This is a genomic window from Citrobacter sp. Cf136, assembly GCF_030333815.1.
GTDB classification, from domain to species: domain Bacteria; phylum Pseudomonadota; class Gammaproteobacteria; order Enterobacterales; family Enterobacteriaceae; genus Citrobacter; species Citrobacter freundii.
Window position 1 is genome coordinate 480,033 of the sequence record NZ_JAOWFE010000037.1, and the last position, 21,008, is coordinate 501,040.

The following is a 21,008-nucleotide window of genomic DNA, read 5'->3' on the forward strand; positions in this document are numbered from 1 at the left end:
AGCTAACCGGAAAGAGGATGCGGATGCATCCCCTGTAAGATAAAGCGAGTGGCTTTGATAAGACAGAGTTAGCGCAGGTAGTCGCCTGCAGCTTCAGGCTGGTACTCAAGCTCAATAACTTCGAGGTGCGTTGAGGTCCCGCCTGGCAGTTCCCAGTGAATGGTATCACCAACGCGCAGCCCCAAAAGTGCAGCGCCGACAGGTGCCATTACCGAAAGCTGTGTGCTGCTGTCAGTCATAGTGGCCGGATACACCAGGGTACGCACACGGACTTCGCCATCACTCAGATTGCGGAATTTCACGCGGCTGTTCATGGTCACGACATCGTGCGGCATGGTTTCTGGAGAACACATTTGGGCACGATCCAGCTCGGCGTTAAGGGCGTCGGCAATCGGTAAACCAGCAAACGCAGGTTGCTCCAACAGGCGGTCAATGCGTTCCGCATCGAGGTCGTTAATGATGATAGTTGGTCTGGACATTTATTACTCCATGTCGTCGATACTGCGGGTGCGCAGGTAAATAATCCCAAAAGAAAACCCTCACCGTCAGGCGGCAAGGGTTTAGCTTTTATGATGATACTGAGACTTACCCCATGTTTGAAGTGATTTAGTTCACATTCAGGCAAATCATCAATATTGTCGCGTATGGTGTGATTTTAGCCGAAAAACGTGATCGTTCTCCAATTTGCATTATGCTTTTTAAGCGCTCACTGCGGGCGCGTCAAACAACTCAGTGTTCCGCGACAGGAGATCTCATGAGCCAGTACGACAAACTTACTTTGAAAGACGGCAGCTATTTGCATTTTAAAGATTGGGGAAGTGGACAGCCCATTGTCTTCAGTCATGGTTGGCCGCTGACGGCAGATGCGTTTGAGGATCAGATGTTGTTCCTCGGGTCGAAAGGATTTCGTGTGATCGCTCATGACAGGCGTGGCCATGGGCGTTCGGCCCAACCCTGGGATGGTCACAATATGGATCAGTATGCTGACGATCTGGCTGAACTTACCGCGCATCTCAATCTTAAAGATGCCGTCCATGTCGGACACTCTACTGGCGGTGGGGAAGTGGCTCGTTATATTGGCCGGCATGGGACGCAGCGGGTGGCAAAAGCGGTGTTAATTGGCGCGGTGACGCCCATCATGATCAAGACTGACTTTAATCCAAATGGCGTGCCGAAAGAGGTATTCGATGGCATCCGTGAGGGGGTTGTGAACGATCGCGCCGCCTTTTTCTATGAATTAACCGCTGCATTCTATGGCTACAACCGTCCTGGCACAAAAGAGTCGAAAGCCGTCAGGGAAAGTTTTGTTGAACAGGGTTTACAAGGTTCCATCAAAGCGTTGTACGACTGTATCCACGCGTTTTCGGAAACAGATCTGCGTGAGGACCTCAAAAAGATGACCATCCCGACGTTGGTGATCCACGGTGATGACGATCAGATTGTCCCGTTTGAAACCTGCGGAAAGATCGCGGCGGAAATACTGCCTGATTCGCAGTTGAAGGTATATGTCGGCGGCTCGCATGGCATTTGCACCACCCATAAACAACAGATCAACGGTGACCTGCTCAACTTTATTCAGTCGTAATCGTTGGCAGATTGTTCTACGCTGATCTTCTTTTTCCAGGGGGATGAGCGAAGCATAATTTGTGCTGCGCTGACGTTAACTTCAACAGGGAACGCTATGTATTTCTATCAACCGTCACAGGGACACGGCTTACCGCATGACCCGCTAAATGCCATCATTGGACCGCGCCCGATTGGCTGGATTGCGTCGCGTGACGGCAATGGTCGGCACAATCTGGCACCATACAGTTTCTTTAACTGTTTTAACTATCATCCGCCGATTATCGGTTTCGCTAGCAGCGGCTGGAAAGACAGCGTGCAGAATATTATCGAAACCGGTGAATTTGTCTGGAACCTGACGACTCTTGAGCTGGCCACTGCGATGAACGAAACGTCAGCCAGCTTGCCGCACGGTGAGGACGAGTTTTTTGCCGCCGGGCTTAGTAAAGCAGATAGCCGGATAGTCAACGTGCCGCGCGTGGCGCAAAGCCCGGTCAATTTTGAGTGTCGTTTATCGCAAAGCCTGCAACTGACTACCGCTGATGGCTCACCGGTTGATACCTGGTTGGTATTGGGGGAAGTGGTGGGCATCCACATTGATGAAACGCTCCTGGAAGACGGCATCTATCAGACGGCGAAAGCGAAGCCGGTACTGCGTGCAGGTGGGCCAACGGCGTATTATTCGATCAGTGAAACACACCGTTTTGATTTAGTTCGCCCGGTTGCACGAGCAAAACGCTGAGCTTACGGACCGACGCCAGCTTGCAGCGTCGGTCGCAAGTTTCAATATCCCTCTTTGTCGATAATAAACTGTTTACCGCAGCTACCCGGATGCGGTTGCGGTAAGAATGAATGTGCAGATAACGTCTGGTTGATGTTGTCGGCTTTCAGGGATAACTGGATCTCAGTGAGATACGCCGGATTGCCGTGGCAGCTTAGCTTCACAGCTTTGACGTTCTCTTTGCCCCAGCTTTTGGCAACTGCGGCGTCAAATGCGTTACGGCTGACAGTTTTGCCGTAGTTTTCCGCCAGGAATTTGCCCACCTCGCTGTTCTTAACCTCATTATTCAGCCGTACCATCGTGCCAAAGTACGCGTCGGGATCAAAACCGAAACACGCGCCATGTTTGGCATACTCGTAACGTTCCAGACAGGATCTCCCTCCAGCGCCGGGCATTACGGCGCTGAGTTTTGCTGCGCTTTCCAGCGACAGCCCGGTTTCGGGGGCCGCGCATTTACGGCTGGCACGTGCTTCAGGCAGGTTGGGAATAGGGCGAGTCGCGCAGCCAAAACGCATCCAGCGGCGGTTGTCGACTCCACGGGCGGCAATGGATTTAGGCAGGCTGGGCCATAAACCGTGAACGGTCAGGAAATCCGCTTTGTCTGCGCTCTCTTTTTGTAAACGACATTCGTCAGGCTCCTGACGATTACGCTCGTGTTGGCTCTGACAAAATCCGGTTTGCCAGGAGAGGGCCAGCACGTAGCTGTCAAAATCAGCGTACTGTTTTGCCTGAAGTTCATCGGCCTGAGCTGCAGAAACCGGCAGCAGGAGTGCTGCCAGCAACGAAGAATAACGCCATGTTGATGTCATGATGATTTCGGATACTTATATAAATTCTGAATATCATCTATTTAATCATAAAAAATGCCAGTCAGGTTTAGCTGACTGGCATCATTTTCATCAGGTGTGAACCGAAATGATTAGCTCCACATTGCCAGAATCGGCCAGCCGACCAGCAGAAGCATAGAGATGTAGATAACGCCGAAGATAGCACCCAGACGCCAGTAGTCTTTGGACTTCACATAACCACATCCGTAGATGATAACGCCAGGGCCTGTTGCATATGGAGTCAGACAGCCCATGATACCGATGGACAGTACCAGCAGGATACACAGATGTTCCATTGGCACGCCCGGGATACCTTTACCGACAGCCAGAATAACCGGCAGCATGGTGGCAGTGTGTGCAGAAAGGCTGGCAAACAGGTAGTGAGCAAAGTAGAACACCAGCACCAGCACGATTACGGTCGCGTTAGGCGAGAAGCCTTCCAGGTGCGTGCTCATGGTGTTGGCGAACCAGTCGATGAAGCCTGAACGGGTTAAACCATTCGCCATAACGACCAGCGTGGCGAGGTTAACCAGGGTGTTCCATGCGCTGTTATAGCGGGTAATGTCTTTCCACGGTACCACGTGCAGCGCCAGCATCAGGGAGACAGCAAGCAAACCCACTGCGGTTGCATCAATCAGTTTACCACCGAAGACCCACAGGCCCAGGCTGAGCAGAACCAGACCGATCAGCGTTATCTCTTTACGGGTCAGTTTACCCATGCCTTTCAGTTCATCACCGGCCCATGCGGCAACTTCAGCACTGTGAGTGACTTCTGGTTTGTACAGAACGTATGACAACCACGGAGCAACGATCAGCAAAATAATACCGACCGGCAGGAAGCTGAGGAACCATTGCAGCCAGCTGATTTGAATACCGGCAATTTTGTTGACGAATTCCAGACCCAGTACGTTTGGCGCAGCGCCGGTCACGAACATAGAGGAGCTCAGGCTGGTACTGATTACCATCATCCACATCAGGTATCCGCCGATACGGCGCGCGGAAGGATCGTTCGGGAATGATTTAAACAGCGGCGGCAGGTTTTTGATAACCGGGAATACGGTACCACCGGTACGCGCGGTGTTAGACGGTGTAAACGGCGCCAGCAGAATGTCGATGATAACAATCGCATAGCCCAGCGTCAGGGTGCGTTTACCCATGAATTTCACCAGGAACAGCGCGATACGACGACCCAGACCGGTGACTTCATAACCCAGTGCGAAGATAAATGCACCAAACACCAACCACACGGTGGTGCTGGAGAAGCCCGCCAGACCCCATTTCAACGCTTGCTTACCCGCTTTAAATGCCGGGTCGGCCAGTTCTGAAGCATCAAACAGCAGATAGTTGCTGCCGATAACGCAGATCGTTACGGCGATAAAGCTGATCGCTGTTGCCGGAATTGGCTCGAGGATCATACCGACGATCATCGCCACAAACACGGCAAAGTAGTGCCAGGCCTGTGGAGGCATTCCATCAGGGACGGGGATAAGAAACATGACGCCCATTACGACCAATGGGGCCAGTAACTTCCATATTTTATCTTTTGCTAAAGACATGTGTGTGATTCTCCGGAAAGGATCTTTAATTGTGATAATGATGAACTTGTGAAATCTGAGCTAAGAACCAGGTGACGATCAGCAGATCGGCGCAGCCTCCGGGACTGAGGTTGCGTTCAATGCACTGTTGGTCGAACTGGTGTAGGTATTCGAGATCGGCAGGGGTACGAATCCCCCCTTGCTGCATCAGGGCGGTGGCCTGCTGCTGTAGCCAACGCAGACCTTCTGCGCCGCCACGTGAAGCCACGTTGGTGTCGCCGTTGATAGACATCAGCAGCAATAAAGTGTCGAGTAACGCCAGTTCAGGGTCGCGGCCCTGAGTCAGCAGTGCGCGGTAGTGCGGCAGGGCATGCTGGATGACTAGCGGGTATCCCGCTTCGGCTTCGCCCCGTGCGCCGGTTAATCCCAGTTGCTGATAAAGACGTTGGCCTGCCGTGAGTTGTTGATTGTTCTGGCGCAGTTCGCGCTCGGTCAGACCACGGCAAAATGTTGCTGCCGTAGAGCAAATGGTTTCAGCGGTAACAGTTAGTTGGAGCTGGTGCAGGCGGCCAATGGCGGCGCACAGCAGGCCCAGAGAAAAGATGCTCCCTTTATGAGTGTTCACCCCAGCGGTGGCGCGAAACATATCAGCTTCGCAGGCCATGCCCAGCGGGCGCAGTCCTTTCAATACATCCTCAGGCGACAGCTGTGCGCTAAACGCCCCATATTCAATAAAACGTGGCAGCCAGGCCTGAATCGCTTCGGCGCTGCGATGAAAATCTTCCAGCGCCATATCTTTATGCGCGCCGTTGTTAATACGATCTACCAGACCGGGTTTAGGTGATAGGTTGACTTCAGTCAGCATGGCGCGCCACGCGAGCGTTGCGTAAGCATCAGGCAGATCCAGAGGAAGGACTGCATTATTGGTTGATGTTGCGGGAATCGGCATCATGCAGCAGTGCCTCCATCTGAGAGAGTAAGTCGGAAAGTGCGTGGGTTTTACCCCGCGCACAGTCGGCAGCACTTTGCTCGCACAGCAGACAGCGGCGGGCAGGGAGTGCGAAATGACGCCGGGACAGAATTTCCCCTTCAGGGGTCAGGACATCGATGTCCCATAGCCGTCCCAGCGGGTGTGAATGCTCAAGTTCAATCGTGGCGAGCTTGAGGTCGTGGGCCGGAGCCTCAATAGACAAAAGACCTTCTGGACCGCTGGCAGAAACCAGCGCTGTTTGCTCCCTGACAATCCAGGCAGATTGTTCCGCCAGTGCGAGCAAGGCGGTTACGCCGTGATTAAAGATGCGACGGGTTAATGCGCTGTCTTTAATCGGACCCGGTGCAACCACGGTGAACGAGACCAGCGGCGCAGAGTGACGTGTCAGCCAGTCCTGTTGTCTTGCTTGTCTCTCATCGCGGCTGGCGAGCAGCTCGGGAATCGAAACCGCGTGTTGGGTGGCGAGTTCAGGGAGCAGGTGCATGGCTTATTCCTTCACCTGATGCACAACGTCAATCACTGAACCGTCGCGATAACGCACAACGGCAATCACGCGGTCAGTGAATTCGATAGCGCGTGGCTGACCGGTGAGTTGCTGTGCACGTTCGCGCAGCCATCCAATGGACACCACTTTCATACCGGCTTCTTTCAGTCGTTCTGCCAGTTCCGGACGTGCAGGGTTGACGGCGATACCGTGGTCAGTGACCAGAATGTCAACGCTGGAGCCAGGGGTTACGCAGGTCAGCACGTTATCAACCAGCGTCGGGATGCGTCCGCGAACCAGCGGTGCGACGATGATGGAAAGCGCTGCGGCCACAGCCGTATCGCAGTGTCCGCCGGATGCGCCTCGCAGTACGCCGTCAGAACCGGTCAGTACGTTCACATTGAAGTTGGTGTCTACTTCTAATGCGCTCAGTACCACCACATCCAGACGGTCAACGGATGCGCCTTTTGAACCCCAGTTGGCATACTGGTTTGCACTGATTTCAATGTGGTTTGGGTTGCGGGCCAAGGACTCAGCCGCGTTACGGTCGAAGCTCTGCACGTCCAGCAGTTTGCGAATCAGGCCTTTTTCATGCAGATCCACGATGGTGGCGGTGATGCCGCCCAGCGCGAAGTCAGCTCGGATATCGCGGCTGCGCATTTTGTCTTCCAGGAAACGCGTCACGGCCAAAGAAGCGCCGCCGGTGCCTGTCTGCAGTGAGAAGCCTTCATTGAAGTAGCCGGAGTTAGCAATGACCTCTGCCGCGCTACGGGCGATTAACAGTTCACGTGGGTTAGTGGTCATGCGGGTCGCATCAGCACCGATTTTGTCCGCATCGCCGACCTGATCGATCTGCACTATCAGATCTACCTGATCCTGTGTAATGCTGGCCGGGTTATGTGGATAGGTCAGCAGTTGTTCAGTCAGCAGGACAACCTGTTTCGCGTTTTCGGCGTCTACGCGGGCATAGCCCAGTGAGCCGCAGCATGCTTTACCGGTATAACCGTTGGCGTTACCAAACTGGTCGCAGGACGGTACGCCGAGGAACGCCACATCAATGCTGAGTTCGCCGCTTTGTACCAAGTGTACACGTCCACCGTGGGAGTGAATCTGTACCGGTTCGGCCAGCAGGCCACGGGAGATCTCTTCCGCCAGCGGGCCACGCAACCCGGAGGTATAAATACGGCTGACCACGCCCTGACGGATGTGCTCAACCAGCGGAGCATGGCAATCGCTCAGAGAGCTGGAGGCCAGCGTCAGATTTTTAAAGCCCATACTGGCGATGGCATCCATCACCAGATTAATGGTCAGATCGCCACCGCGAAAAGCGTGGTGGAAAGAGATGGTCATGCCATCCTGTAAACCTGAACGACGAATGGCGTCTTCCAGGTTAGTGCACAGCTTTTTGTCGCGCGGTTTTTGCGCCTGTAGTTCTACTTTTGCGGTGCTCTGATAAGCGGAAAGCTCACTTTCTGCATGACGGCTCCAGGTCGCCACGCGATCCTGGCGTTGAGACTGTTCGATTTTCTGCGTCATTTTTTTGCCTTATTCTTCGCGAATGCCGGAAAGTTCTGCACGGGAGATAACCAGAAGGGCGCGCTCGATAACCGGGCTGTCGACCATTTTGCCGTTCAGGGAAACCACTCCACGACCTTCGCGGGCAGCGGCTTCAGCGGCTTCTACGACCAAACGGGCGTGAGCCAGCTCTTTGCGCGTCGGGGCGTACAGGTTATGCAGGAGTTCGATCTGGCGCGGGTTGATGAGCGACTTGCCGTCAAAACCCAACTGCTTGATGTGTGCGGCTTCGTGCAGGAAACCTGCTTCGTTGTTGGCATCGGAATACACGGTGTCGAACGCCTGAATACCGGCAGAACGTGCAGCCTGCAAAATAGAGCAGCGGGCAAACAGCAGTTCAGTACCCTCCGGCGAGCGTTCAGTGCGCAGGTTACGCACATAATCTTCAGCACCCAGAGCAATACCGATCAGGCGCTCGGAAGCGTGGGCAATTTCTACCGCACGGGTAATGCCTAACGGCGACTCAATGGCGGCTAACAGGCCGGTGCTGCCGGGTTCACGGCCACAGGCGTTCTCGATGCGCAGAATTTCACTTTCGATGTCGATGACATCCTGCGCGGTATCGGTCTTCGGTAAACGTACGATGTCAGCACCGCCGCGTACCACGGCTTCAAGGTCGTTGATGCCCCATTCGGAGTCGAGGGCGTTTACACGCACGATGGTTTCAACGTCGTGATACAACGGATGCTGCAGCGCGTGGTACACCATGCGGCGAGCGGTATCTTTTTCACGCAACGCGACGGAGTCTTCCAGGTCGAACATCAGTGCATCTGCCGGGTAGATGAACGAGTTGCTGACCATGGCGGCATTGGCACCCGGTACGAACAACATGCTGCGGCGAGTACGGGTTTTACGTTGTTGTAAAGATGCGGAAATCACTGGCAATCCTCCCATGGCAGTGCCGGAATACCGCCAGCGCGGGCCAGTAGTGCTTCCAGTCGCGCACGTAAAATGCAGTCCAGTGCGCCTTTATCATCAACATTCAATTGCACGCCGCGTACGTTGTAGCGGGACAGAACGTCCAGGATGGTGGTCCGAATGGCATCACCGAACTGTTTTTCGACGCTACTGTTAACCTGCAGGTCAATATCCTGCGAATCGAGTGGGGCGATGCGAATCATCACATCACCGGACTCGAGTGTGCCTGCGACGGCTGCCTGGTTTATTTTCATTTTTCACCTGTTGCTAATGCGGGGGTATTTTGGCGGACTGCCGCACCCGATGAGGCTCGTTCAACCATGCTTTGCAGATAGTGCAGCGTGGCGTCAGGGACCAGGGATGCGATAGCCGTGAGATCTTTTTTAACCAGCAGCTTGCGCACCCAGGAGGCGGAAATCGGCATCTCCTGGAAGCACAGCCGCTCAATTTCCACCAGTTCAATCGGTGGGGCGGGAAGCGTTGGGGTCTCCAGCCAGTAGCGCATATCGTTGTTGTACTGGGAGGTGACGGTGCAATACGGCTCGGTACCGACGAAACGATGTGTAACGCCGAGAGCCGGTGCCAGGTACTGGCGGAAGATTTTCAGGTCTATTTCGGTGTAGCAGTGGTTAATAACGCTCTGCTCTTTGATGAAGTAGCACGGGAACGTGGCGCGGGAAATGATGTATTCCGAACCGCGATGCACGGTTAAACGTGGAATATCTTTTGTCCCTTTAAGCACCAGATCCAACCGGTCTTCATACGGAAACCGTGAGGTATCCTCTTTGACCAAAAACAGATGCAGCCAGTCACATTGTGCGGCCGCCTGTTGGATCAGAAAACGATGTCCGTTGGTGAAGGGGTTGGCGTTCATGACGATGCAACCAATTTTTTTCCCTTCACGACGCTGTTTTGCCAGAGATTCAGCGTAACGTTTCAGACGCGTGGTGCTGTTTTCCATCAGCACCATAATGCCTGGAACGCTGGTCAGCGTAGAAAAGCCACACTGTTTAAACAGCGATTCGTACTCGGTTTTGGTATAGATGAAGAGGTGCGTACAGTGGCGCTCATAGGCGAGGTTGATTAACTCGGTCGCCAGCGTCAGCGCTAAGCCTTCGCCCCGTACGGATTCGCAGATGGCGACACATTTAATAATATTCCCAGCGATACCGCCGCAGGCAATCAGGCGGTCGTCTCGGGTGACGGTGATAAATACTTCGACGGTGGTGTCAACGCTCAAATCATTCTCTTTCAGAAATTGCGTGATAGCCGCCATCTTTTTATTTTCTGAGCGTTTAACTTGCGTGAATATATTATTACCGAACATAGTGAATAGAGCCCCGATGCTATATTTGTTACTGGGTTTCTGTTTTTGTTGCTCTACTTAGCAACCTGATAACGTTTTGTTTGCAATTGAAGGGAATGATTTTTTATTACGGAGTATTTCTTTTTTTCCCTGCTGCATACATCGTAAGGGGTATTTCGGAGGTAATTTTTGATTTATTTCACAATAAGTTAGAAGGTTTTAATGTGTTTTATGGTTTTAAGTTTTTTAATTAATTTAACCTCGAAATAGCGTGTGGTTTTAATTTGTTTAATTGATTTAAAGTGGGGAATCTGCAACGATCTTGTTTTATACCGTAACGTGTAAATAAAACATTTCTATTACAACTACAATGAGAAATAAGTTTCGGGTAACGTGGATGAGGAAGATATATGGCTGAGCAGAAAAATAAAACACGGTTTCCTTTTTTCCGCAGCCTGGCGTTTCCTTTACGCATCTTTCTGCTTATTTTGGTCGTTTCTGTTTTTATCATCGCCGCCCTGGCACAATACTTTACCGCCAGCTTCGAAGATTATCTGGCCGCGCATGTCCGCGATATGGCAATGAACCAGGCCAAAATCATCGCCTCTAACGAGAGTATCATTACGGCGGTTAAACATCGTGATTACAAGCGTTTGGCGACGATTGCCGACAAACTGCAGAGCGGAACTGACTTCGACTATGTGGTTATCGGGGATACCAACTCCATTCGTCTATATCATCCGAACCCGGAAAAAATTGGCTACCCGATGCAGTTCACCAAACCCGGTGCGCTGGAAAAAGGGGAGAGCTACTTTATTACCGGTAAAGGGTCCATCGGGATGGCAATGCGCGCTAAAACGCCCATCTTTGATGACGATGGCAAAATCATTGGCGTAGTCTCAATTGGTTATCTGATCAGCAAAATCGATAGCTGGCGATCGGATTTCTTACTCCCGATGGCCGGTGTGTTTATCTTGCTGTTGTTGGTACTTATGCTGCTCTCCTGGTTTTTTGCTGCCCATATTCGTCGGCAGATGTTGGGTATGGAACCGAAACAAATTGCGCGGGTGGTACGTCAGCAGGAAGCGTTGTTCAGCTCGGTATATGAAGGATTGATTGCCGTGGATCCTGATGGATATATCACCGCAATAAACCGCAGTGCGAGGAAAATGCTGGGGCTGTCTTCACCAGGGCGAAAGTGGCTTGGAAAACCGGTGAGTGAGGTGGTTCAGCCAGCGGACTTTTTCACCCAACAGATTGCGGAAAAACGACAGGATGCGATGGTAAACTTTAATGGCCTAAGCGTTATCGCCAACCGTGAAGCGATTCGCTCCGGTGACGAACTGCTTGGGGCAATCATCAGTTTTCGTAGTAAAGATGAAATTGCTACCCTTAATGCGCAATTAACGCAGATCAAACAGTATGTAGAGAGCCTGAGAACGCTGCGTCATGAGCACCTGAACTGGATGTCGACCATCAATGGCCTGCTGCAAATGAAAGAATATGACAAGGTTCTGGCCATGGTGCAGGGAGAATCCCAGGCGCAACAGCAACTGATTGACAGCCTGCGTGGCGCGTTTGCCGATCGTCAGGTCGCCGGTCTGTTGTTTGGCAAGGTTCAGCGCGCACGGGAACTGGGCCTCACCATGACTATCGTTCCGGGGAGCCAACTGCATCAACTCCCCGAGGGGCTGGATAGCACAGAGTTTGCAGCAATTGTTGGCAATCTGCTTGATAATGCATTTGAAGCGAGCTTACGCACCCAGCAAGGCAACAAGGTCGTAGAGCTCTATTTGAGCGATGAAGGGGATGACGTGATCATCGAAGTTGCCGATCAGGGATGCGGTGTGCCGGAAGCATTGCGTGAGAAAATATTTGAACAGGGTGTGAGCACCCGTACCGATGAACCAGGTGAACATGGCATCGGTTTGTATCTGATTGCAAGTTATGTGAGGCGCTGTGACGGGGTGATTACGCTCGAAGATAACTCCCCTTGCGGTACCTTATTTTCTTTATTTCTTCCGAAAGTGAAAAAAAATAATGACGGAACCATTAACGCTGTTGATCGTTGAGGATGAAACGCTACTGGCGGAAATGCATGCTGAATATATCCGCCATATACCCGGTTTCAGCCAGATATGGCTGGCGGGTAATCTTGAGCAGGCGAGGATGATGATTGAGCGTTTTAAGCCCGGTCTGATACTGCTCGATAACTACTTGCCGGACGGCAAGGGAATTACGTTGCTGCATGAGCTGACCCAGGCGCGCTATCCGGGCGGCGTAGTGTTTACCACGGCGGCCAGCGATATGGAAACGGTCTCCGAGGCCGTGCGCAGCGGTGCGTTTGATTACCTGGTCAAACCCATTGCCTACGAGCGGCTGGGGCAGACCCTGACGCGTTATCAGCAACGTCGACGCATGTTGGCGGGGAATGACAGCGCCAGCCAAAAGCAGATTGATGAAATGTTTAATGCCTACGCGCGGGGCGAACCGAAAGGGGATTTACCGACCGGGATTGATGCGTTAACACTGAATGCAGTGTTGAAATTATTCGCCGACCCGACGGTACACCATACTGCGGAAACGATCGCCCAGGCGCTTACCATCAGCCGAACGACTTCCAGACGCTACCTGGAGTACTGTGCCAGCCGTCATTTGATTATTGCGGAGATTATTCACGGTAAGGTAGGCAGGCCGCAGCGTATTTATCATGGCGGCTAAATGCTGATTTCTGACGTAGGCCGGATAAGATGTTTTAGCATCGACATCCGGCAATGGTGCGGTTTAAATGCCGGATGCGGCGTAGATGCCTAATCCGGCCTAAATTTCACTGAGTATCAGCCGCCAACGACGGCTGAAGAAGAACCTGGTACCATCACTTCAGTTGCGATAATCACCACCAGCAGTCCAACCAGAACCGGAACCGAAGTACGTTTCACCACTTCGAACGGAGAAATCTTTGCCATACCTGCTACAGCGACAACCACGCCGGAGACCGGGGAGATGGTGCGCCCAAGGTTTGACGCCTGCAGCATCGGGATAACAAGGTAAGCCGGGTTAATGCCGGAAGAATGCGCCAGCTTAGGGATCATCTCAACGAAGGCGTAGAACGGGGCGTTACCGGAACCCGTAGTCATTGCCGCCAACATAGTCAGGATCACCAGCACCATCATCAAGATAATGCTCGCTGAACCAAACGAGGTGGCGATAGAAATCAGACTCTGAATAAAGCCGATTGTGCTCAGACCCTGGGCAAAAACACCCGCAGCGACTAACAACATCACCACGTTAGCAAAGGCATCCGCCATGCCACGGTAAGCGACTTCCAGACCAGAGAAAACCTTTTGGGTGTTGAACCCACGTACGAACTCCAGAATAGCCGCGATGAGCATGCACAGAACCAGAATCGTAATGATGTGCAGCTGCGGGCCCCATTTACCATCAAAAATCAGGACGCCAACGATCGGGGTAAACGGCAGAATGGCGTAAAATGACGGGGCAGTCGTGGTAATTTCAGCCACATCTAACATTTCATGAGAAATGTTCTCTTTTTTATCCAGAAAACGCTGCCAGAAAAAGTGGGCAATCGCCATAGCAATGATGGCGGCAATGGAAATTGGCAGCGTGGTTTTAAAGGCGAAATCGATCAGCGGCATTTCCGCAGCTTTTGCCGCCAGCACCACATCACCGGATGTTGGTGAAAGAATAATTGCAGCAGGGGAGGCACAAATAGCCGCTGCAGCGCCACGGCTGATTCCAACGTTAACCATGACCGGGAACAGTGTTGCCATCAGCAAAACGCCCAGACCGGTTGCTGAAGAAACCGCCAGTGACATCAGGCAGGCGACAAAATAGGCGGCAATCATTAGCAGGTAAGGAGAGTTGATGTATTGCAGGGGCTTGGAGGCCAGCTTAACGACCATATCGTTCGCGCCAATATGGGTCATATAGGCGGCAAAACCACACAGCATCATGATCATCATGCCGAGATCGCCACCACGGCTCATCAGCAAAATTTTAATATATTCAACAATGTCTGTTGCCGTATAGCCCGTCGATGCCGCGCTGGATGGCAACACTTTATGCCCCATCAGCGCACTGATAATCAGCAAAACCAGACCGCCAACAAACAGTACGCCTGTCGCGGAATAACCTTTAATGATGTAGCGCGCTACACCCACAATAACCACAACTCCAATAAGAAGTTCAATAAATGTCAACATCGTTTCCCCTGTCGCATTGCTGCCCAGAAAGTAAAAAAACTAAAAAAAGTAAAAAGTGGTGACAGAATGTGCCTAATAAACCGATAACTCTTGCTGATTAAAATCAATAAAAATACGGATTCAAGCGATGGCTTAGCCGTTTTTTCAGCATCGTGGTTAAAAAAAGAATCTCACAATAAAAAACTGTGAAGTGCAGCGACGGTGTGTGTGTTTTGTGGTGATATTGATTCTTAATTGTTAATTTATTGTAATATTATTTAACTTTTCCCGGAGGAAAGAACAATTTATTGGCAATAAAGAGAAAATAGTTCCTATGAGATGGCTCAATAAATTAAGGGCTAATTATCTTAAAAATTACATGCTGAGGAATATTCTGATTTTTTAGCTGCGCATTTTTGTTAAGCTAACATTAAGGTTGGGTTTGCTACAATTAATAATAAATCCCAGGATGGTAATTAAGTTGTGATTGTCGCTAAACGATATTTTCTCATTTTTTCATTTCTTTTTATTCAGTTAGCTTTCATTCCCCAGGGCGCTGCTGAAGATAAAGGCTGGTTCGCTACTTTTAAAGACAACGTCAGTGAAACCTGGCAGCAGCCGGAACATTATGATTTGTATATACCGGCTATTACCTGGCATGCACGCTTTGCCTACGATAAAGAAAAAACGGATCGCTACAATGAACGCCCGTGGGGGGCAGGATTTGGTCAATCCCGTTGGGATGATAAAGGTAACTGGCACGGACTTTATATAATGGCCTTTAAGGATTCCTACAATAAATGGGAACCCATTGGTGGTTATGGCTGGGAAAAAACCTGGCGACCGCTGGCCGATGAAAATTTCCATACAGGTCTCGGTTTTACCGCCGGTTTTACCGCGCGTGATAACTGGAACTACATTCCGGTACCCGTGCTGTTACCGCTGGCATCGATAGGGTATGGTCCGGCAACGTTCCAGATGACCTACATTCCGGGAACGTACAACAACGGTAACGTCTACTTTGCGTGGATGCGTTTCCAGTTTTGATGGACTACCTGTATTGTCAGATGGATTATTAAAAAGTCTTTTTAAAACAGTGTGATATCAGCGTTAACTGAAAAATAACGCGACATTTATCACTTTTTGATAAAGTTCGACTGGACAAAGTGCACCACAATTGTTGTACTGATACCCGACACAGCATTTGTGTCTATTTTTCATGTAAAGGTAATTTTGATGTCTAAGATTAAAGGTAACGTTAAGTGGTTTAATGAGTCCAAAGGATTCGGTTTCATTACTCCGGAAGATGGCAGCAAAGACGTGTTCGTACACTTCTCTGCAATCCAGACCAATGGTTTTAAAACTCTGGCTGAAGGTCAGCGTGTAGAGTTCGAAATCACTAACGGTGCCAAAGGCCCTTCTGCTGCAAACGTAATCGCTCTGTAAGCATACGACAGCAAGCATTCAAAACCCGCTTAATTGCGGGTTTTTTTCGCCTCAGTGTGCGGGAGAGGCCGAAACCAGCCAGAATGCCAGGGCGGTCATCGCAAATGATCCCAGCAGATTCACCAGCACATTCACCATAGCCCAACCAAAGCGTCCTTCCTGTAGCAAAAACACCACCTCAGCCGAGAAAGTGGAAAATGTTGTTAGTCCCCCGCAAAAGCCAGTTGTAATCAGTACCTTCCACATTGGATCAATGTTTGTCATGCGATTAAACCATGCCAGACCCATACCAATGATAAATGCGCCAAGTAAGTTTGCAGCCAGCGTACCGAATGGAATGGCCTGATGTAGCGGGTTAAACCTCATGCTCAACATCCATCTTGCTACACTACCTGTACCACCACCGATAAAAACCGCTAAAAGGAGTTGTAACACTGCGTAATCCTGCTATTTGATTGTATATAGGATGAGTGTAACGCTGAATAATCGTGGTTGGCGAGCCTAACAACGTTTTCTGGAGGGAATATGTTCGTTGCAGCAGGGCAATTTGCCGTGGGACCTTCATGGGAAAAAAATGCAGAAACCTGCGTTTTACTGATGTCTCAGGCTGCGGGAGAGGGGGCATCGTTACTGGTATTACCGGAAGCGCTTCTGGCCCGTGACGATCTGGACCCTGACCTGTCAGTGAAATCAGCTCAATTGCTGGAAGGCGGGTTTTTGACGCGCTTGCTGCGAGAAAGCGCGCAAAACGAGATGACAACAATCCTGACGATTCATGTACCCTCTGTGCCTGGACGGGCGTTTAACATGCTGGTGGCGCTACGGGCAGGTCAGGTAGTTGCCCATTACGCTAAATTACATCTCTACGACGCCTTTTCGATTCAGGAGTCACGAAATGTGGATGCAGGGGACGCCATAGCGCCGCTGCTGGACGTAGGCGGGTTAAAAGTAGGGTTAATGACCTGTTATGATCTGCGCTTCCCTGAGCTGGCGCTGGCGCACGCATTGCAGGGAGCGGAAATTATCGTATTACCCGCAGCCTGGGTACGGGGATCGCTTAAAGAGCATCACTGGTCTACGCTTTTGGCTGCAAGAGCGTTAGATGCAACGTGTTACCTGATTGCGGCGGGAGAGTGCGGTAATAAGAATATCGGCCAAAGCCGGGTCATCGACCCTTTTGGTGTGACCATTGCTGCGGCGGCGGAAACGCCTGCACTAATTATGGCCGAGGTTTCTGCAGAGCGGGTAAGGCAGGTCAGAGCACAGCTTCCGGTGTTAAGTAACCGACGTTTTGCGCCACCGCAATTATTATGACGTTTTTTTAAACAAGGCTTGATTCACCTTGTTACAGATTGCTATTGTGTGCGCGCGTCGAAAGGCCGTTAATATTCTCAGGTTAATATGGCGCTTTATGCAGCCTGGTTTAAGTGAAGAAGGTATCTATGGGTGAGATTAGTATTACCAAACTGCTGGTGGTTGCCGCACTGGTTGTTCTGCTGTTTGGTACCAAGAAGTTACGTACACTGGGTGGAGACCTGGGAACGGCAATCAAGGGCTTCAAGAAAGCAATGAACGACGATAATGCCGATGCTAAGAAAGATGCTGATGGTAGCGTTCAGGCTGAGAAGCTTTCTCATAAAGAGTAATGTCAGGAGCATGATGCTCATACTGCATACTCTGCATGAAAAAAAACCGGCAATTTGCCGGTTTTTTTATTGCTGATATGTAAGTGAGTATTACACGATTACTTCACTTCCAGCCCTTTGGCCTGCATGTCAGCATGGTATGAAGAGCGAACGAATGGACCGCAGGCTGCATGGGTAAAGCCCATGGCCATAGCTTCGGCTTTCATCTCATCGAACTCATCCGGGCTTACATAACGTTGAACCGGCAGGTGGTGACGGCTTGGCTGTAAATACTGCCCCAGCGTCAGCATGGTCACGCCATGACTGCGCAGGTCACGCATGACCTCAATGATTTCTGCATTGGTTTCGCCCAGACCAACCATCAGACCTGATTTAGTCGGAATCTCCGGGTGCGCTTCTTTGAAACGTTCCAGAAGCTTCAGCGACCAGTTGTAGTCAGCCCCCGGACGTACATTGCGATAAATACGCGGTACGTTTTCGAGGTTGTGGTTAAACACGTCTGGCGGCGTGGCGGTGAGGATATCCAACGCGCGATCCATACGACCACGGAAGTCAGGCACCAGCGTTTCGATTTTAATCGACGGGCTTTTCTCACGAATAGCGGTGATACAGTCAGCAAAGTGCTGAGCGCCGCCGTCACGCAGATCGTCGCGGTCAACGGAGGTAATGACGACATAGCGCAGCGCCATGTCAGCAATCGTCTGAGCAAGTTTTAACGGCTCGTTAGCATCCGGAGCAACCGGACGGCCATGGGCAACGTCACAGAATGGGCAACGGCGGGTACAGATTGCGCCGAGGATCATAAAGGTTGCGGTTCCGTGATTGAAACATTCAGCCAGGTTAGGGCAGGAAGCTTCTTCGCAGACAGAGTGCAGGCCATTTTTGCGCATTGCCGCTTTGATGCCCTGGATGCGAGTGGAGTCCGCTGGCAGTTTTATTTTCATCCATTCCGGTTTACGCAGCAGGGCTTCACGCTCTGTTGCCACATTTTTTACCGGGATAAGAGCCATCTTATCGGCATCGCGGTATTTAACACCGCGTTCCATCACAATGGGTTTACTCATAGCTTGCGTGTTCCAGTTGCGAATTACGAAGGAAAGCGTTTCAATTCAAGGGAATGTTGCATTTATCAACTATTTTTGAATTAGTGATACGCAGTATATCATTGAAACGGGCCAGAAAGCAGCCTGACAGGCTGGCAAAATGTAAAATAGTTGTTGTTTTGTGCCATTTGCCACAACATTTGCCGTGGCAAAGTATGACCGTATTTTCAGTCTGCAACGTACTCGTGCGGTGGGTTACCCAACAGCGCTAATATGTTGGCCAGCAGGCGTGGGCGAACGCTCTCGGTCGTGGCTGCGCTATCCCACTGCGATACTTTCGCCATCTCCATTCCGGCGTAACCACAAGGATTGATACGCAGGAAAGGCGATAAATCCATATCCACGTTGAGCGCTAAGCCGTGAAACGAACATCCTCTACGAATACGTAATCCCAAAGAGCAGATTTTCTTCTCCCCGACGTATACGCCAGGCGCATCGGCTCGCGGGTGGGCATCAATGCCGATTTCCGCAAGTGTGTTGACGACGGTTTGTTCCAGCAGCGTAACCAGTTCACGAACGCCAAGTTTGCGACGCTTCAGGTTCAACAGCACATACATGACCTGCTGGCCCGGCCCGTGGTAGGTCACCTGGCCGCCACGATCGCTCTGGATCACCGGAATATCGCCCGGCATCAGTACGTGCTCTGCTTTACCTGCCTGACCCTGGGTAAAAACAGGATAATGCTCTACTAGCCAGATTTCGTCATAACTGTTTTCATCGCGGGTATCGGTGAATTCGTGCATGGCCAGAGAAACTGGCTCGTAAGGTTGAAGACCGAGCTGGCGGACCAGAATTTTATCCTGATACAAAACGGCATCTCCGTAGATACTCACATAGAGTAGAGAATATAAAAGAGGGGGAAAAGTATATCACAGGAGGGAGGGGTTACCCGAGCGGGGATGCAGCGGGTAACCAACAGGTTTTTACAGTACCATGCGTACGATATCGATATTACCTAATTCTTCGTACAGCGTTTCAACCTGCTCAATGTGTGTAGCAGTAATAGTGATTGAGACCGAGTGGTAGTTGCCTTTGCTGCTCGGTTTTACCGTCGGAGAGTAATCACCTGGCGCATGGCGCTGTACCACTTCAACCACCTGATCAACCAGCTCAGGCAACGCCTGCCCCATTACTTTGTAAGTAAATGGAGTAGGGAATTCAAGCAGTTCGTTAAGTTTGGTTTTCATGTCAGCTCCGGCGTTACATCAATAAATAATAACTCCCACAGCGTGTGGGAGTTATCTGGATACCTAGTATATGGGGACGTAAATCACACTTTCAAGTGTTCGATTTTTAGCCAAACCAGTGATGGAACATTAATTTAATGTAATCAATGATTTTCCCAAAGAAGTTGCCTTCAGGGATTTCCTGCAGGACTACCAGCGGGCGCTGTTCGATGGTTTTGCCATCCAACTGGAAGTTGATGGTGCCGACAACCTGGTTTTTCTGCAGCGGTGCATGCAGTTCTGTGGTGTTCAGCACATAGCTTGCTTTCAGATCTTTCATGCGGCCGCGCGGAATAGTCAGGTAGACATCTTTATCTACGCCTAACGATGCACGATCGGTGTTACCAAACCAGGCCGGTTCTGAAGCAAACTCTTTACCGACTTTCAGTGGATTCACGGTTTCAAAGAAACGAAAACCCCAGGTCAGCAGTTTTTTACTTTCGGTTTCGCGACCTTTATAGGTGCGGCCACCCATGACGGCAGAGATCAGACGCATCTGACCTTCGGTTGCGGATGCAACGAGGTTATAGCCAGCTTTGTCGGTATGACCGGTTTTGATACCGTCGACATTCAGGCTGTTATCCCACAGCAAGCCGTTACGGTTTAACTGACGAATACCGTTAAAGGTGAACTCTTTTTCTTTATAGATAGAGTATTCGTTAGGCACGTCACGAATCAGCGCCTGGCCAATCATCGCCATATCGCGAGCCGAGCTGTACTGACCGTCAGCATCGAGACCATGAACGGTCTGGAAGTGGGTGTTTTTCAGGCCCAGCGCGTTCACATAGCTGTTCATCAGACCGACGAAAGCATCCTGGCTACCGGCTGCGAAGTCCGCCATTGCCACACACGCGTCATTCCCAGATTGTAGGTTGATACCACGGATCAGTTGGGAAACAGGAACCTGCATTCCAGGTTTCAGGAACATCAACGATGAACCTTTAAAGACCGGGTTACCTGTAGCCCAGGCGTCATTGCCTACAGTGACCAGATCGGTTTCTTTGAACTTGCCGGCTTTCATCGCCTGGCCGATGACGTAGCTGGTCATCATTTTGGTCAGACTGGCGGGGTCGCGGCGAGTGTCTGCGTTCTGTTCTGCCAGAACTTTGCCTGAATTGTAATCAATCAGGATATATGACTCCGCATCGATCTGCGGAACACCCGGGATCATGGTTTTAATATTCAGGTCATCGGCATGGGCAGCAGAGAGAGAAGCTGCGCAGAGAGCCGCGGTGAGCGCCATACGCTGCACGAAACGAGCGGAAAAAGTGGTCTTCATGGTCTGAACTACGACGTCCGTGATGAAATTTAAAAAAGTGCCCTACTATAGCAAATGCAAAACGGGCAGGCATCTGACTTTCCGCGTGACTTTGTTAATGTCATTTACAGAAACTGACAGTTCAGA

23 protein-coding genes are annotated in these 21,008 nt (G+C 51.0%); 8 read left to right on the forward strand and 15 right to left on the reverse strand.

Annotated features, from left to right (window positions below):
• Positions 1–68: 68 nt before the first annotated feature.
• Positions 69–479 (reverse strand): nucleoside diphosphate kinase regulator, encoded by a 411-nt coding sequence (gene rnk, locus OGV98_RS16015; protein WP_003022104.1) that lies wholly within the window; start codon positions 477–479, stop codon positions 69–71.
• A 275-nt stretch (positions 480–754) separates the two neighbouring features.
• Between rnk and OGV98_RS16020 the strand changes: the two genes are divergently transcribed.
• Both OGV98_RS16020 and OGV98_RS16025 read left to right on the forward strand, forming a co-directional pair.
• On the forward strand, positions 755–1,585 hold the full coding sequence (locus OGV98_RS16020; RefSeq protein WP_121571527.1) for an alpha/beta fold hydrolase: 831 nt from the start codon (positions 755–757) through the stop codon (positions 1,583–1,585).
• 96 nt (positions 1,586–1,681) lie between these two features.
• On the forward strand, positions 1,682–2,305 hold the full coding sequence (locus OGV98_RS16025; RefSeq protein ID WP_202580690.1) for a flavin reductase family protein: 624 nt from the start codon (positions 1,682–1,684) through the stop codon (positions 2,303–2,305).
• 41 nt (positions 2,306–2,346) lie between these two features.
• Here the strand turns inward: OGV98_RS16025 and rna are convergent, their stop codons facing one another.
• The 8 genes from rna to citC form a co-directional block, all read right to left on the reverse strand.
• Positions 2,347–3,153: a ribonuclease I gene (gene rna, locus OGV98_RS16030; protein ID WP_202580689.1), complete on the reverse strand. Its 807-nt coding sequence runs from the start codon at positions 3,151–3,153 to the stop codon at positions 2,347–2,349.
• Positions 3,154–3,263: 110 nt separating this feature from the next.
• Positions 3,264–4,727: a citrate/succinate antiporter CitT gene (gene citT, locus OGV98_RS16035; RefSeq protein WP_003022114.1), complete on the reverse strand. Its 1,464-nt coding sequence runs from the start codon at positions 4,725–4,727 to the stop codon at positions 3,264–3,266.
• 25 nt (positions 4,728–4,752) lie between these two features.
• Positions 4,753–5,658 carry a triphosphoribosyl-dephospho-CoA synthase CitG gene (gene citG, locus OGV98_RS16040; protein WP_003835603.1) on the reverse strand — a complete coding sequence of 302 codons (906 nt, stop codon included), beginning with the start codon at positions 5,656–5,658 and terminating at the stop codon, positions 4,753–4,755.
• Positions 5,627–6,181, reverse strand: coding sequence for a citrate lyase holo-[acyl-carrier protein] synthase (gene citX, locus OGV98_RS16045; protein ID WP_044712724.1), 555 nt, complete (start codon positions 6,179–6,181; stop codon positions 5,627–5,629). Before citX ends, citG begins: the two co-directional genes overlap by 32 nt.
• A gap of 3 nt (positions 6,182–6,184) precedes the next feature.
• Positions 6,185–7,717, reverse strand: coding sequence for a citrate lyase subunit alpha (gene citF / locus OGV98_RS16050; protein ID WP_171862334.1), 1,533 nt, complete (start codon positions 7,715–7,717; stop codon positions 6,185–6,187).
• A 9-nt stretch (positions 7,718–7,726) separates the two neighbouring features.
• Positions 7,727–8,635, reverse strand: a complete 909-nt coding sequence (locus OGV98_RS16055) for an aldolase/citrate lyase family protein (RefSeq protein WP_003022123.1) — start codon at positions 8,633–8,635, stop codon at positions 7,727–7,729.
• Entirely contained in the window at positions 8,632–8,928 is a 297-nt protein-coding gene (gene citD, locus OGV98_RS16060) for a citrate lyase acyl carrier protein (RefSeq protein WP_003022125.1), read from the reverse strand. The genes OGV98_RS16055 and citD overlap by 4 nt, the downstream gene beginning before the upstream one ends.
• Complete coding sequence (gene citC, locus OGV98_RS16065) at positions 8,925–10,001, reverse strand: [citrate (pro-3S)-lyase] ligase (protein ID WP_003022129.1); 1,077 nt, start codon at positions 9,999–10,001, stop codon at positions 8,925–8,927. Before citC ends, citD begins: the two co-directional genes overlap by 4 nt.
• Before the next feature lie 389 nt (positions 10,002–10,390).
• On the opposite strand from citC, the gene dpiB reads away from it, so the two are divergent.
• Together dpiB and dpiA are read left to right on the forward strand one after the other, a co-directional pair.
• Entirely contained in the window at positions 10,391–12,052 is a 1,662-nt protein-coding gene (gene dpiB / locus OGV98_RS16070; protein ID WP_044700983.1) for a sensor histidine kinase DpiB, read from the forward strand.
• A complete protein-coding gene (gene dpiA / locus OGV98_RS16075) occupies positions 12,021–12,701 on the forward strand; it encodes a two-component response regulator DpiA (RefSeq protein ID WP_003022133.1) in 681 nt (226 codons plus the stop codon). The genes dpiB and dpiA overlap by 32 nt, the downstream gene beginning before the upstream one ends.
• 116 nt (positions 12,702–12,817) lie before the next feature.
• Here the strand turns inward: dpiA and dcuC are convergent, their stop codons facing one another.
• Positions 12,818–14,203, reverse strand: coding sequence for an anaerobic C4-dicarboxylate transporter DcuC (gene dcuC / locus OGV98_RS16080; RefSeq protein WP_003022136.1), 1,386 nt, complete (start codon positions 14,201–14,203; stop codon positions 12,818–12,820).
• A gap of 462 nt (positions 14,204–14,665) precedes the next feature.
• Between dcuC and pagP the strand changes: the two genes are divergently transcribed.
• Together pagP and cspE are read left to right on the forward strand one after the other, a co-directional pair.
• The gene (pagP, locus tag OGV98_RS16085; protein WP_003835590.1) at positions 14,666–15,229 is read left to right on the forward strand and encodes a lipid IV(A) palmitoyltransferase PagP; all 564 of its coding nucleotides are present in this window, start codon (positions 14,666–14,668) and stop codon (positions 15,227–15,229) included.
• 189 nt (positions 15,230–15,418) lie between these two features.
• Entirely contained in the window at positions 15,419–15,628 is a 210-nt protein-coding gene (cspE, locus tag OGV98_RS16090; protein WP_000034825.1) for a transcription antiterminator/RNA stability regulator CspE, read from the forward strand.
• Between the two features lie 51 nt (positions 15,629–15,679).
• Here cspE and crcB read toward each other — a convergent pair whose 3' ends face one another.
• Positions 15,680–16,063, reverse strand: coding sequence for a fluoride efflux transporter CrcB (gene crcB / locus OGV98_RS16095; protein WP_003831281.1), 384 nt, complete (start codon positions 16,061–16,063; stop codon positions 15,680–15,682).
• 90 nt (positions 16,064–16,153) lie between these two features.
• On the opposite strand from crcB, the gene OGV98_RS16100 reads away from it, so the two are divergent.
• Positions 16,154–16,942 (forward strand): deaminated glutathione amidase, encoded by a 789-nt coding sequence (locus OGV98_RS16100; protein ID WP_061548857.1) that lies wholly within the window; start codon positions 16,154–16,156, stop codon positions 16,940–16,942.
• A gap of 128 nt (positions 16,943–17,070) precedes the next feature.
• Complete coding sequence (tatE, locus tag OGV98_RS16105) at positions 17,071–17,274, forward strand: twin-arginine translocase subunit TatE (RefSeq protein WP_003022699.1); 204 nt, start codon at positions 17,071–17,073, stop codon at positions 17,272–17,274.
• 98 nt (positions 17,275–17,372) lie between these two features.
• On the opposite strand, the gene lipA is transcribed toward tatE, so the two are convergent.
• The 4 genes from lipA to dacA all read right to left on the reverse strand — a co-directional run bounded on the left by lipA (position 17,373) and on the right by dacA (position 20,882).
• Positions 17,373–18,338 carry a lipoyl synthase gene (lipA, locus tag OGV98_RS16110; RefSeq protein WP_003022702.1) on the reverse strand — a complete coding sequence of 322 codons (966 nt, stop codon included), beginning with the start codon at positions 18,336–18,338 and terminating at the stop codon, positions 17,373–17,375.
• A 206-nt stretch (positions 18,339–18,544) separates the two neighbouring features.
• Positions 18,545–19,186 (reverse strand): lipoyl(octanoyl) transferase LipB, encoded by a 642-nt coding sequence (gene lipB, locus OGV98_RS16115; protein WP_003022703.1) that lies wholly within the window; start codon positions 19,184–19,186, stop codon positions 18,545–18,547.
• A 114-nt stretch (positions 19,187–19,300) separates the two neighbouring features.
• Positions 19,301–19,564, reverse strand: a complete 264-nt coding sequence (gene ybeD, locus OGV98_RS16120; RefSeq protein ID WP_003022706.1) for a DUF493 family protein YbeD — start codon at positions 19,562–19,564, stop codon at positions 19,301–19,303.
• A gap of 106 nt (positions 19,565–19,670) precedes the next feature.
• On the reverse strand, positions 19,671–20,882 hold the full coding sequence (gene dacA / locus OGV98_RS16125; RefSeq protein ID WP_003022711.1) for a D-alanyl-D-alanine carboxypeptidase DacA: 1,212 nt from the start codon (positions 20,880–20,882) through the stop codon (positions 19,671–19,673).
• Positions 20,883–21,008 lie beyond the last annotated feature (126 nt).

What these genes read in the sequence shown, in the direction of transcription:
- dpiB (WP_044700983.1), top strand. Translation starts at nt 10,391, where the DNA reads ATGGCTGAGCAGAAAAATAAAACACGGTTTCCTTTTTTCCGCAGCCTG.
- ybeD (WP_003022706.1), bottom strand. Translation starts at nt 19,564, where the DNA reads ATGAAAACCAAACTTAACGAACTGCTTGAATTCCCTACTCCATTTACT.
- citC (WP_003022129.1), bottom strand. Translation starts at nt 10,001, where the DNA reads ATGTTCGGTAATAATATATTCACGCAAGTTAAACGCTCAGAAAATAAA.
- citF (WP_171862334.1), bottom strand. Translation starts at nt 7,717, where the DNA reads ATGACGCAGAAAATCGAACAGTCTCAACGCCAGGATCGCGTGGCGACC.
- dacA (WP_003022711.1), bottom strand. Translation starts at nt 20,882, where the DNA reads ATGAAGACCACTTTTTCCGCTCGTTTCGTGCAGCGTATGGCGCTCACC.
- dcuC (WP_003022136.1), bottom strand. Translation starts at nt 14,203, where the DNA reads ATGTTGACATTTATTGAACTTCTTATTGGAGTTGTGGTTATTGTGGGT.
- rna (WP_202580689.1), bottom strand. Translation starts at nt 3,153, where the DNA reads ATGACATCAACATGGCGTTATTCTTCGTTGCTGGCAGCACTCCTGCTG.
- OGV98_RS16025 (WP_202580690.1), top strand. Translation starts at nt 1,682, where the DNA reads ATGTATTTCTATCAACCGTCACAGGGACACGGCTTACCGCATGACCCG.
- rnk (WP_003022104.1), bottom strand. Translation starts at nt 479, where the DNA reads ATGTCCAGACCAACTATCATCATTAACGACCTCGATGCGGAACGCATT.
- tatE (WP_003022699.1), top strand. Translation starts at nt 17,071, where the DNA reads ATGGGTGAGATTAGTATTACCAAACTGCTGGTGGTTGCCGCACTGGTT.
- citG (WP_003835603.1), bottom strand. Translation starts at nt 5,658, where the DNA reads ATGATGCCGATTCCCGCAACATCAACCAATAATGCAGTCCTTCCTCTG.
- citX (WP_044712724.1), bottom strand. Translation starts at nt 6,181, where the DNA reads ATGCACCTGCTCCCTGAACTCGCCACCCAACACGCGGTTTCGATTCCC.
- citT (WP_003022114.1), bottom strand. Translation starts at nt 4,727, where the DNA reads ATGTCTTTAGCAAAAGATAAAATATGGAAGTTACTGGCCCCATTGGTC.
- OGV98_RS16020 (WP_121571527.1), top strand. Translation starts at nt 755, where the DNA reads ATGAGCCAGTACGACAAACTTACTTTGAAAGACGGCAGCTATTTGCAT.
- citD (WP_003022125.1), bottom strand. Translation starts at nt 8,928, where the DNA reads ATGAAAATAAACCAGGCAGCCGTCGCAGGCACACTCGAGTCCGGTGAT.
- cspE (WP_000034825.1), top strand. Translation starts at nt 15,419, where the DNA reads ATGTCTAAGATTAAAGGTAACGTTAAGTGGTTTAATGAGTCCAAAGGA.
- OGV98_RS16100 (WP_061548857.1), top strand. Translation starts at nt 16,154, where the DNA reads ATGTTCGTTGCAGCAGGGCAATTTGCCGTGGGACCTTCATGGGAAAAA.
- lipA (WP_003022702.1), bottom strand. Translation starts at nt 18,338, where the DNA reads ATGAGTAAACCCATTGTGATGGAACGCGGTGTTAAATACCGCGATGCC.
- dpiA (WP_003022133.1), top strand. Translation starts at nt 12,021, where the DNA reads ATGACGGAACCATTAACGCTGTTGATCGTTGAGGATGAAACGCTACTG.